At 66.2% G+C, this 654-nt stretch carries 1 protein-coding gene; it reads right to left on the bottom strand.

The window, feature by feature from the left end:
• Window positions 1-90: 90 nt before the first annotated feature.
• Window positions 91-642 (bottom strand): LppA family lipoprotein, encoded by a 552-nt coding sequence (locus F6Q13_RS19285; protein ID WP_293059935.1) that lies wholly within the window; start codon window positions 640-642, stop codon window positions 91-93.
• Window positions 643-654: the final 12 nt, after the last annotated feature.

Consider the following 654-nt stretch of genomic DNA (forward strand, 5'->3'; position numbering starts at 1 on the left):
GCGCAGTGGGCACCGTCATCACCTCCGTCTGCTGTCAGCGATGACACCTTATCCACCGGCGCCCCGGCGCTTCTGGCGCGTACGACGCGGTCATGGTTGCGGGGCCGGCGCGTCGGTCTGGCTGATCCGGCAGTCGGATTGCGCCGTAAGCGAAGACGAGACTTGCGTTCCCAACTTGAATTCGACACCCCCGGGACCGGAGACGCTCACGTCGTGCTCGCCGGGCTTGTCCTTGAGGACACCGATGCTGGTGGCGCCGAACTGTTTCGCGCCGTCTTGGACGATCTGCACCGCCTGCGGCCACGTGTCGTTTGGGATCGGGCCGCTGAACCCGGCCATCAGATACGCCATCTTGGCATTGGTGCCGGTGTACTCGCCGCCGCAGTGGTTCCAGCTGTCGGTTTCCAATCGCCAGGTCAACCCCGGCACCAGGGCCGCAATGGCATCGGCCATCGTGGTTACTGCGGCCCGGTACTGGGCTTGGGCGGCCTCCAGCGGCGGCTTGGATCGCAAGCCATTCTCCAAAGCGGCAACCTTTTCCGGGCTCACCCGTTCCTCCTCGCCGTGCTGGCGTTGGGTGGCGTGGCATCCCACTGCCACGACGAAGCCCAGGGCCAGCACCCACACCGTCGGTGGACGCATCTGCGACCTCCT

It is taken from the genome of Mycobacterium sp., assembly GCF_008709575.1.
GTDB lineage: Bacteria > Actinomycetota > Actinomycetes > Mycobacteriales > Mycobacteriaceae > Mycobacterium.

Bases quoted from the DNA above. Each gene is read 5' to 3' on its own strand.
- F6Q13_RS19285 (WP_293059935.1), bottom strand. From the start codon at position 642: ATGCGTCCACCGACGGTGTGGGTGCTGGCCCTGGGCTTCGTCGTGGCA.